The following is a 10200-nucleotide window of genomic DNA, read 5'->3' as shown; positions in this document are numbered from 1 at the left end:
GTGCCGGGCCTGGTCTTAACTGCTGATGCGTGCCTGTCCATCACCACCAGAAGGGGTTGCCATGAACGACCACACCGAAGACTCCAGCCCGGACAGCGGTATCGATGCTGTCGCGATTTTCTGTCTCATCCTGATCGTGGTCGCCACGGCGGTGTTCTGGGTCAGCCACCAGTAATCCCCCGTCGGCCATTGGACGTGCGGAACCGGGGCCCTGCGCAGGGCGTCGTTATACTGCGCGGGCTTCGAATCGAGTCCATGTCCCGATGCCTCTCCTGCGTATTCTCCTGATTGGGCTTTGCCTCTGCTGCAGCGCGCTGGCCCATGGCGCTTCGGTGGTTTTCCTTTGCCCCGGCAACAGCGCCGAGCCCTTCTGGCAGTCTCATGTCGCCTTCATGAACGCCGCCGCCCAGGGCCTGGGCATGCCGCTGAAGGTGCTCTATGGGGACTATGACTCCAGCCGCACCCTGGAGCAGGCCCGGCAGATAAGGGAAGAGGCCGCGCCGCCTGATTACCTGGTGTTCACCAACGAGCAGTACATGGGGCCGGAGATCCTGCGCCTGTTCCAGGGCAGCCCGGTGAAGCTGTTCGCCATCAACAGCAGCCTGACCGACGACCAGCAGAGGATGGTCGGCGGCCCCCGCGAGCGTTACTCGAACTGGATTGGCAGCCTGGTGGCCAACGAGGAAGTGGCCGGCTACCTGTTGGCCCGTGCGCTGATCGATGGCCAGCGCAGCCGTGAGCCGGACCAGCCCTTGGAGATGCTCGCCTTCTCCGGTATCAAGCAGACCCCGGCGGCGCAGCGCCGCGAGGAAGGTCTGCAGCGGGCGCTGGAGGAGTACCCCAAGGTGCGCCTGCGCCAGCTTGTGTACGCCCAGTGGAGCCGCGATCGCGCCTACCAGCAGGCGTTGCAGTTGCTGCGGCGCTACCCGCAGACCCATGCGGTGTGGGTGGCGGATGACCAGATGGCCCTGGGCACCATGCAGGCGGCGCGGGAGCTGGGACGAAAGCCGGGGCACGACCTGCGCTTCGCTGTGCTCAACAGCTCGCCCGAGGTGCTCCAGGCGACCATCGATGGTTACATCGATGACCTGGTGGGCGGCCATTTCACCCTTGGTGGCTGGGCCATGGTGCTGCTGCACGATTACGATGCCGGGCAGGATTTCGTCCTGCGTGGCGGCAAGGACCTGCAAGCCAACGTCTACATGCAGTTGGACGTCGAGCACGCCCGGCGCCTGCTGGCGCGCATGTCGAGCAAGGAACTGGGCCTGGATTTCCGCACTTACAGCGCCCTCTACAACCCCGGGCTGCGGGTCTACCGGTTCACCATGAAGCCATTGCTCGACTGAGCCTCAGAGCCCGGCGAGGTGCAGCACCAGCTTCACCACGCCGAACAGCATCAGCGCGAACACCAGGGTGAACAGCACGCCCAGCAGGATGAAGTGGCTGGGCTTGCCCCGGCTGAAGTCACGGCTCCGGTTCTTGCCGCTTTGTACGCCGAATGCGGCTGCCGCGACGCTGTGGAGCATTTCGCGGAAGGTCAGTGGGCGGTCTTGCTGTGGGTCGTCCATGGGGCACCTCCTGCTGCAAGCGTAGGTGCTTTCCGTGGATTTGCTTCAGGAGGCGGGTGAGTGCAGCCGCCGGGTGTTGACCCGCTCTACGGCACGGGCGCGCAGTTGGCCGCAACCGCCTTCCACGTCCTGGCCAGCGGAGTTGCGTACCTTGGTCAGTACACCGTTGCGGTGCAGGTAGTGCACCAGTTCGACGATGCGCTCGCCGCTGGGACGGCTGTAGTCGTCAACTTCCAGGCTGTTGTAGGGGATCAGGTTCATCACCGCGTACTTGCCCTTGAGCAGGCGCAGGATGCCTTCGGCCTCTTCCAGGCTGTCGTTGATGCCTTCGAGCAGGGTCCACTGGTACTGGATGGGGTAGCCGACCTGGCGGGCGTAGGCCTCGCCCAGTTCCACCAGTTCGCCCGGGGTGATGCGCGGGGCTTTCGGCAGCAACCGTTCGCGCACGTCGGCCTTGCTGCTGTGCAGTGACAAGGCGAGGGCGGGCTTGACCCGCAGGTGCGGCAGGCGCTCGAACACGCGGGGATCACCGACGGTGGAGAACACCAGGTTCTTGTGGCCGATGTCGCCGAGGGTGCCGAGCAGATCGATGGCTTCCAGCACGTTGTCGAGGTTGTGGGCCGGCTCGCCCATGCCCATGAACACGACTTTCTTGACCCGGCGATAGCGCCGCGCGAGCACCACCTGGGCGACGATCTCCAGGCTGGAGACCTGGCGCAGCAGGCCGCTCTTGCCGGTCATGCAGAACACGCAGCCCACGGCGCACCCCACTTGGCTGGAGACGCACAGGCCGTCTCGGGGCAGCAATACGCTCTCCACCATCTGCCCGTCGCCCAGGCCCACCAGCAGGCGGGCCGAGCCGTCGCCACCGGGGTGCTCGGAGCGCAGACGTACCAGGCCGTCGAGGGTCTCGGTGAGGGCAGGCAGGGCTTCGCGCACCCGCAGCGGCAGGAAGTCGTCGGCCTGCTGGCGCGGGCGGCCGCTGTCCAGGGGTTTGCCCTGCAGCCAGGCGCGCAGCATCCGATCCCGGTGGATGGGCTTGGCGCCGAGGGCGGCGAGCTGTTGGTCGAGGTCGTGGATACGCATGGGGCGCGCATCCTACCACCGGTGTGGGCGCTTAAGTAGGGGCGCCGGGATCTCGACGCCCGGCGGTGGAGAGGGAAGCGGGAGCAGGCAGGCTCCCGTTTCCTTCGGTGAGCGGCGTCGCGGTTTCAGCGACCGCGACTCAGCTCGGCCAGGCGACTGGCGGCATCCTGCACGGAGTGCCCGAGGGCGTCGAGGTCCACGGCGTCGCGGGCGTTCTCCTCGCTGGCAGAGTGGATGCGCACGGCCAGTTCGTTGATTTCCTGGGTGACGTGGCTCTGCTGTTGCGCGGCGACGGCAATCTGCTGGGCGCGCTGGGAGATGTCGTCGAAGCTCTGCACCGTGGCCGACAGGCTGCTGGCGGCGCCCTCTGCCTCCTCTACGGCGTGGCGGGTGCGGGCTTCGCCGGCCTGCATGGCCTGCACCGCCTGGCGTGAGGCCTGCTGGAGGTTGGCGATCATGCCGCTGATCTCGTTGGCCGAGCTCTGGGTCTTGCCAGCCAGGGAGCGCACTTCGTCGGCCACCACGGCGAAGCCCCGGCCCTGCTCGCCGGCCCGGGCAGCCTCGATGGCGGCGTTGAGTGCCAGCAGGTTGGTCTGTTCGGAGATGGCCTTGATCACGTCCAGAACGGCGCCGACCTGCTGGCTGTCCTGCTCCAGTTGAGCGATCACGGCAGCAGCACTGGCCATCTCGCCGGCCAGGGCCTGGATGGCGCGGCTGTTGGCGGCCACCTTGTCCTGGCCCTGGCGCACCACGCTCTGGGAACGTTGGGCAGTGTCGGCGCAGTCGTTGGTGTTCTGTGCCACTTCATGGGCGCTGGACGACATCTGGGTGATGGCGGTGGCCAGTTGGGTGTTCTCCTGGCGCTGCTGTTCGGCCCGTTGCAGCAGGGCGCTGCTCAGGCGGCCGAGGCTGCTGGCCTCGTCACGCAGGCGCTGGGACTCGCTGGCGATGCTCTGCAGCATGCCCTGCAGGCGTCCGGCGTACTGGTTGACCGCCTGGCGCAGTTGGCCGATCTCGTCGTTGCGCAGCACGCTGAGGGCACCGCCCTGGCCGGACTGGCCATTGCCGAGGGCCTGGATCTGCGCGGTGGTCTCGCCGATCTGTTCCAGCAGCTTGCGCCCGGCCAGCCAGACGAACAGCAGCAGCAGGCTGAGCAGCGGCAGGAGGAAGGCCAACAACTCATAGGTCAGTGCGTGGGCCAGGCCGGTGACACGGGCCTGGGGAGTGACCAGCCCGACTATCCAGCCGGTTTGCGGCATGCGGAACAGGTTGGCCTGGACGGCGGTGTCGAGCACGGTGTCCTCGTCCAGTCGGACGCTGGCATGGCCGTCGGCGGCGGCCTTGCGGCGGGTCTCCAGCAGCGGCGCGAGCCAGGCCTCGCGGGCGACCAGGTCGTCGAACTTCTGCATGGTCACATCCTGGCCGAGGGGGAAGAACAGGACGTTGCCGGACTGGTCCAGGGCGAAGGCGTAGCCGCCGGTGACAGTGCCCTGTTCCTTGAGGAAGCGAGCGAGGTCGTCCAGGCGCAGGTCGATGGTGCTGACCCCGGCAAAGCGGCCCTGCAACTGGTAGGGCACGCTGCAGGTGACCATCGGCACCTTGCTGACCGGGTCCTGGTAGGCCTCGGACCAGACACAGGCGTCGCCGGCCGCATTACGGGCGCCGGTGTACCAGGCGTCGTTGTGGTAGCCGGGGCCGTCGGGCTTGTTGTAGTCGTCGGAGTAGTCCAGGGCTCCGTTGGCGTTGCGGGCCCAGAAGAAGCTGCGGCGCTCGGTGCCGCTGGTGAAGGCATTGGGTTCCGGCCAGACACCGCCGCCGGCGATGGCGGCGTCGCCACTGTTGTCGATCAGGGGGGGGTAGGTGGTGCGGTAGAGCGCCTCGTCACGGGGCAGGGTCTGGGCCAGGTGGGCCATGCTCACCGTGAGGCCCTGGATGCCGGCGAGCTGCAGGCCGAGCTGGCGCACGATGGCGCTGCCGGTCTGTTCGATCAGGGCGTTGCTCTCGGCGACGACGCGGGGCTGGCCACGCAGCACCATCACGGCGAACACCGCGAGGGCGGTCAACAGCAGCAGGAGGATGGCGCCCAGGGTCAGGCGGGTGGAAATACGATCAGGCAACAGCGACATGCAGGTACTCCTCGTTTCCCGGTCTCGAAGGGGAGCTGTAGGGCTCCCGGGGCCGCTCAGATCAGCATGCAAACGCAATGCCTGGCCAGCAGGCCCGCCTGCTCTGACTATCGGCGTTTTCGGAAACTCCTCCAGTCCGAAGGGACGGACGGTCGCGAGGAGGCGAGGCAGGGTGGAGCAGAGAGGAGGACAGAATGAAGGCAGGGCGCCGCTGGGCGCCCTGCCGGAGGCTCAGCTGTCGTAGCCCAGGTTGGGCGCGAGCCAGCGTTCGCTGACTGTCTGCTCCTGGCCCTTGCGCTTGCTGTACTGCTCGATCTGGTCGCGCTCGACCTTGCCGACGGCGAAATACTGTGCATCGGGGTGGGCGAAGTACCAGCCGGACACGGCGGCAGCCGGGAACATGGCGAAGTGCTCGGTGAGGAACACGCCGCTCTGGCCGGGCTTGCCGAACTCGGCGGTCGGGTCCAGCAGGCGGAACAGGGTGGCCTTCTCGGTGTGGTCCGGGCAGGCCGGGTAGCCGGGGGCAGGGCGGATGCCCTTGTACTGCTCCTTGATCAGGGCTTCGTTGTCCAGTTGCTCATCGGCGGCGTAGCCCCAGTGTTCCTTGCGCACGCGCTCGTGCAGCCACTCGGCGCAGGCTTCGGCCAGGCGGTCGGCGAGGGCCTTGACCATGATGGCGTTGTAGTCGTCGCCCTTGGCTTCGTACTGCTTGGCCAGCTCCTCGGCGCCGATGCCGGCGGTGGTGATGAAGCCGCCGACGTAGTCGGTGACGCCGCTCTCCTTCGGTGCGACGAAGTCGGCCAGGCTGAGGTTCGGCTTGCCATCGGGCTTGATGGTCTGCTGGCGCAGGTGGTGCAGGACGGCCAGCGGCTTGCCGTGTTCGTTGCGCACTTCGATGTCGTCGTGGTTGATCTGGTTGGCGGGCCAGAAGCCGAACACCGCGCGGGCCTTGATCAGTTTCTGCTCGATCAGCGACTTCAGCATGGCCTGGGCGTCGGCGAACAGCGCGGTGGCGGCTTCGCCCACCACGTCGTCGGTGAGGATGCGCGGGTATTTGCCGGCCAGGTCCCAGGAGATGAAGAAGGGCGTCCAGTCGATGTACTCGGCCAGTACCGCCAGGTCGATGTCTTCCAGCACGCGCACCCCGGTGAAGCTGGGCTTGGGTGCGCGGTAGTCGGTCCAGTCGAAGGCCGGCTTGTTGGCGATGGCGTCGGCGTAGGCCAGGCGCTCGGTGCGGGCAGCGCGGTTGGCGGTGCGTTCGCGGACTTCGGCGTAGTCGACGCGGGTCTTCTCGACGAACTCAGGCTTGAGCTCCTTGGACAGCAGGCTGGTGGCCACGCCCACGGCGCGGGAGGCGTCGGTGACGTAGACCACGGCGTCGTTGCTGTACTGCGGCTCAATCTTCACCGCCGTGTGGGCCTTGGAGGTGGTGGCGCCGCCGATCATCAGCGGCAGCTGGAAGCCCTGGCGCTGCATTTCCCGGGCGACATGGACCATCTCGTCGAGGGAGGGGGTGATCAGCCCGGAGAGGCCGATGATGTCGCACTTCTCGGCGATGGCGGTCTGCAGGATCTTCTCTGCCGGGACCATCACGCCGAGGTCGACGATGTCGTAGCCGTTGCAGCCGAGCACCACGCCGACGATGTTCTTGCCGATGTCGTGGACGTCGCCCTTGACCGTGGCCATGAGGATCTTGCCCTTGGCCTCCGGCTTGTCGCCCTTTTCGGCTTCGATGAAGGGAATCAGGTGGGCCACGGCCTGCTTCATCACGCGGGCGGACTTGACCACCTGGGGCAGGAACATCTTGCCGGCGCCGAACAGGTCACCGACCACGTTCATGCCGGCCATCAGCGGGCCTTCGATCACTTCGATGGGGCGCGCGCACTGCTGGCGGCACTCCTCGGTGTCTTCGACGATGAAGGCGGTGATGCCCTTGACCAGGGCGTGCTCCAGGCGCTTGGTCACCGGGTAGCTGCGCCATTCCTCGTCTTCGGCTTCCTTGACGGCGCCGCCGCCCCGGTAGTTCTCGGCGATGGCCAGCAGGGCCTCGGTGCTGCCTTCGTGGCGGTTGAGCACCACGTCTTCGACCTTCTCGCGCAGCTCTGCAGGGATCTCGTCGTAGATCTCCAACTGGCCGGCGTTGACGATGCCCATGCTCAGGCCATTGCGGATGGCGTGGTAGAGGAAGACCGAGTGGATGGCCTCGCGCACCGGGTTGTTGCCACGGAAGGAGAACGAGACGTTGGAGACGCCGCCGGAGGAGAGTGCATGGGGCAACTCGTCGCGGATGTAGGCGCAGGCCTCGATGAAGTCGACGGCGTAGTTGTTGTGCTCTTCGATGCCGGTGGCGACGGCGAAGATATTCGGGTCGAAGATGATGTCTTCCGGGGGGAAGCCCACTTCATTGACGAGGATGTCGTAGCTGCGCTTGCAGATTTCCTTCTTGCGTGCGGCGGTGTCGGCCTGGCCGACCTCGTCGAAGGCCATCACCACCACGGCGGCGCCGTAGCGCTTGCACAGGCGGGCGTGGTGCTTGAATTGCTCGACGCCTTCCTTCATGGAGATGGAGTTGACGATGCCTTTGCCCTGGATGCACTTGAGGCCGGCTTCGATCACTTCCCACTTGGAGGAGTCGATCATGATCGGCACGCGGGAGATGTCGGGCTCGCCGGCGATCAGGTTGAGGAAGGTGACCATGGCCGCCTTCGAGTCGAGCATGCCCTCGTCCATGTTGATGTCGATCACCTGGGCGCCGGCTTCCACCTGCTGCAGGGCGACTTCGAGGGCTTCGGTGTAGTTCTCCTCGCGGATCAGGCGGGCGAACTTGGCACTGCCGGTGATGTTGGTGCGCTCGCCGACGTTCACGAACAGCGAGTTGCGATCGATGGTGAAGGGCTCCAGGCCTGACAGGCGGCAGGCTTTGGGAATGTCCGGCAGGGCGCGGGGCTTGTGCTTGGCCACGGCTTCGGCGATGGCCTGGATGTGCGGCGGGGTGGTGCCGCAGCAGCCGCCGACGATGTTCAGCAGGCCGCTGGCGGCGAACTCTTCCACCACGGCGGCCATTTCCGCCGGGGTTTCGTCGTATTCGCCGAAGGCGTTGGGCAGGCCGGCGTTGGGGTGGGCGGAGACGTGGGTCTCGGCCTTGGCTGCCAGCTCCGCCAGGTAGGGGCGCAGTTCCTTGGCGCCGAGGGCGCAGTTCAGGCCCACGGAGATCGGCCTGGCGTGGCGCACCGAGTTCCAGAACGCTTCGGTGGTCTGCCCGGAGAGGGTGCGGCCGGAGGCATCGGTGATGGTGCCGGAGATCATGATCGGCAGTTCGACGCCGTCCTCCTCGAACACCTGCTGCACGGCGAATATCGCCGCCTTGGCGTTGAGGGTGTCGAAGATGGTCTCGATCAGGATCAGGTCGGCGCCGCCCTCGATCAGCCCACGGGTCGCCTCGGTGTAGTTCTCCACCAGCTCGTCGAAGGTGACGTTGCGGTAGCCGGGGTTGTTCACGTCCGGGGATATGGAGCAGGTGCGGCTGGTGGGGCCGAGGACGCCGGCGACGAAGCGCGGGCGGTCCGGGGTCTCCAGGGTCTTGGCATCGGCCACCTGGCGGGCCACGCGGGCACCGGCGACGTTCAGCTCGTATACCAGCGCTTCCATGCCGTAGTCGGCCTGGGACACGCGGGTGGCGTTGAAGGTGTTGGTCTCGAGGATGTCGGCGCCGGCATCCAGATAGGCGCGTTCGATCTCGGCGATCACCTGCGGCTGGCTCAGCAGCAGCAGGTCGTTGTTGCCCTTCACGTCGCTGGGCCAGTCGGCGAAGCGCGCGCCGCGGTAGTCCTCCTCCTGCAGCTTGTAGCCCTGGATCATGGTGCCCATGCCGCCATCGAGGATCAGGATGCGTTCCTTGAGGGCTTGCTGGAGGGCGTTGAGGCGTGCGCCACGATCGGTGAGCGTGCTGGACATGAGTGACCTGTCTGGCTGGGCGAAAAAAGGGCGCCGATCATAGCAAAGATGAGGTGTTTACGGCCTGTGCCGCCGGGAACATGAATGTGGCTCATGTTCGAGCCGGGCTGTGCGCTGGCGACTGGCGAGGTGTGCGGGGTACAGCGGGGGAGAGCCGGAAACGGCCCGGAAGGCGGGCGCCGTGGATGAGGGGGGATCATCCACGGCGTGGCGGGCTTACTTGGCGCAGCTGGCGGTTTCGTACACGAAGTACTTCACCAGGTCGCGGTCGGTGCGGTTCCACACCTCGCCGACCGAGCGCACGCCCTGGCTCTGGCCCACCGGGCCTGCGGTGCTGCCGCACCAGCAGCGCGGGTACTTCCCGTGGTACAGGGTGCCGCCGATGACCACGGCGACGTGACCGCTGAAGCGTGCTGGGCTGTGGTCGCTGCCTTTCAGACCGGCGATCACGAGCCAGCCCTGGGAGGCCTTCTGGGCCGCTTCCGCACCGCTCTTCAGCTCCTTCCAGCCGCTGGCCTGGGGCAGGCCGGTCATGATGTCGTTGGCGTTGCCGGCGGGGATCGGCACGTTGAGGGCAGCGGCAACCGACTGGAGGAAGCCGGAGCAGTTGTCCTTGTTCTTGGTACCGGCGATGAAGCTTTCATCCCAGGCGGCCTTGCAGGCGTTGACGATGCAGGTGTCGAGGCTCATTGACGTTCCCTATCAGGGTTTGCAGAACGGTTGGACGGGTTGGCGCGCCTGTTTCTTGCAACTGCCGAGCGAGTCACCGTCGCACTGGCTGCCCAGCACCAACTGCTCGCCCACCACGGCGGCGCGCTTGCCGGAGATCTCCAGGCGGTGGACCACCTTGCAGGTGGCGGTGTCGTAGGCCACCAGGTCGGCGTTGGAGCCGCTGTACTCGAAGGTCACCAGGCGCTTCTCGTCGCGGCTCAGGTACAGCGGCTCACGGGCCCAGATGCCGCCATCCTCGATGTTGCAGCGCTTGCCGCTGGCGGTGTCATGCAGTACCACGGGGGGCTCGGGGAAGGCGTCCGGCTCTTTGATCTCAGGGTTTTCGTTGGTGAAGCTGACTTCCAGGCGCTGGCCCTTGCCGACGAACACGTTCGGCGCTTCAGCATTGGCACTGAGGGGGAGCGGCGCGAAACCGCAGTCGGCGGCCTGGGTGCAGGCACAGAGGAACAGGGCGGCAAGGCCACCGGCGAGGGCTTTCATGACGATCTCCTGTGGAGCATGCGATGGGGGCGACCCTCGGGGTGCGGCCGGGTGGCGAGCGGGCGCTGTGCCTGTCGACGTCCCTGTGGCTGCGCCGACTGTCCCTGATGGTCCGGCGTGGCGCGAAGGATACGCCTGACGCCATGTACGGAAAATGACGCGGTTCACGGATGCGAGGGCCTCCCGGGCTCCACTTGACGGCGTGTCAACCGGCGCCCGGCAGGCCTGACAACTCCGGGACTGCCTCGTCGTGC

Annotated in this window: 6 protein-coding genes and 2 pseudogenes; 1 reads left to right on the top strand and 7 read right to left on the bottom strand. The window is 66.8% G+C overall.

The genetic code is table 11. The features are described from left to right. Positions 1-263 precede the first annotated feature (263 nt). On the top strand, positions 264-1346 hold the full coding sequence (locus A9G05_RS18450) for an ABC transporter substrate-binding protein (protein WP_069562354.1): 1083 nt from the start codon (positions 264-266) through the stop codon (positions 1344-1346). Between the two features lie 3 nt (positions 1347-1349). Here the strand turns inward: A9G05_RS18450 and A9G05_RS18445 are convergent, their stop codons facing one another. From A9G05_RS18445 to A9G05_RS18420, 7 genes and pseudogenes are all read right to left on the bottom strand, one after another. Beyond that, positions 1350-1568: a DUF2970 domain-containing protein gene (locus A9G05_RS18445; RefSeq protein ID WP_069562353.1), complete on the bottom strand. Its 219-nt coding sequence runs from the start codon at positions 1566-1568 to the stop codon at positions 1350-1352. Between the two features lie 45 nt (positions 1569-1613). After that, complete coding sequence (locus tag A9G05_RS18440) at positions 1614-2654, bottom strand: RNA methyltransferase (protein ID WP_069562352.1); 1041 nt, start codon at positions 2652-2654, stop codon at positions 1614-1616. A 125-nt stretch (positions 2655-2779) separates the two neighbouring features. Further along, a pseudogene (locus A9G05_RS28535) lies at positions 2780-3289 on the bottom strand (methyl-accepting chemotaxis protein); the annotation flags it as partial. Positions 3290-3901: 612 nt separating this feature from the next. Next, positions 3902-4567 (bottom strand): annotated as a pseudogene (locus A9G05_RS28530) (cache domain-containing protein); the annotation flags it as partial. Positions 4568-5011: 444 nt separating this feature from the next. Then, entirely contained in the window at positions 5012-8734 is a 3723-nt protein-coding gene (metH, locus tag A9G05_RS18430) for a methionine synthase (RefSeq protein WP_069562350.1), read from the bottom strand. 216 nt (positions 8735-8950) lie between these two features. Beyond that, positions 8951-9424 (bottom strand): hypothetical protein, encoded by a 474-nt coding sequence (locus A9G05_RS18425; RefSeq protein ID WP_069562349.1) that lies wholly within the window; start codon positions 9422-9424, stop codon positions 8951-8953. A 12-nt stretch (positions 9425-9436) separates the two neighbouring features. Further along, positions 9437-9946 carry a hypothetical protein gene (locus A9G05_RS18420; RefSeq protein WP_069562348.1) on the bottom strand — a complete coding sequence of 170 codons (510 nt, stop codon included), beginning with the start codon at positions 9944-9946 and terminating at the stop codon, positions 9437-9439. Positions 9947-10200 lie beyond the last annotated feature (254 nt).

Origin of the sequence: Pseudomonas sp. ENNP23 (genome assembly GCF_001728945.1) — a bacterium.
Classification (GTDB): domain Bacteria; phylum Pseudomonadota; class Gammaproteobacteria; order Pseudomonadales; family Pseudomonadaceae; genus Metapseudomonas; species Metapseudomonas otitidis.
The sequence above is the reverse complement of the archived record's forward strand: the minus strand, read 5'-3'. Positions and strand labels throughout refer to the sequence as shown.